The sequence below is a fragment of the Myxococcus sp. CA051A genome, assembly GCF_013336705.1.
Taxonomy (GTDB): Bacteria; Myxococcota; Myxococcia; order Myxococcales; family Myxococcaceae; genus Myxococcus; species Myxococcus llanfairpwllgwyngyllgogerychwyrndrobwllllantysiliogogogochensis.
This window is the reverse complement of the sequence record NZ_JABUMS010000103.1, coordinates 1-339: the sequence shown is the minus strand read 5'-3', so window position 1 is coordinate 339 and position 339 is coordinate 1. Positions and strand designations below refer to the sequence as shown.

Annotated in this window: 1 protein-coding gene; it reads left to right on the top strand. The window is 68.4% G+C overall.

The genetic code is table 11. The features are described from left to right. Nucleotides 1–44: 44 nt before the first annotated feature. Nucleotides 45–339, top strand: a 295-nt coding sequence (locus HUA74_RS45110; protein ID WP_174459526.1) for a helix-turn-helix domain-containing protein, incomplete at its 3' end; no start/stop codon positions are given.

The following is a 339-nucleotide window of genomic DNA, read 5'->3' as shown; positions in this document are numbered from 1 at the left end:
CACCTGGCAGACGAGGACGACTCCGGGGACGAGAAGAGCGAGAAATGACGCTCGCCCACGTCGACGAGGCCCTGGAGAAAGGCGTGCGCCTGGAGGCCATCTGCGAGCGGCTCGGGGTGGCCCCGCGTACGATTCAACGCTGGAGGAAGCCAGCCACGGCGGAGGACCGGCGGTGTGGTCCGCATACCCGTCCGGCCAACCGACTGTCCGAGGTGGAGCGGCGCCGAATCCTGGCGGTGGCCAACAGTGAGGAGTTCCGGGACGCCTCGCCCAAGCAGATTGTCCCCAGGCTGGCGGACCGAGGCGAGTACGTCGCCAGCGAGGCGAGTTTCTACCGTG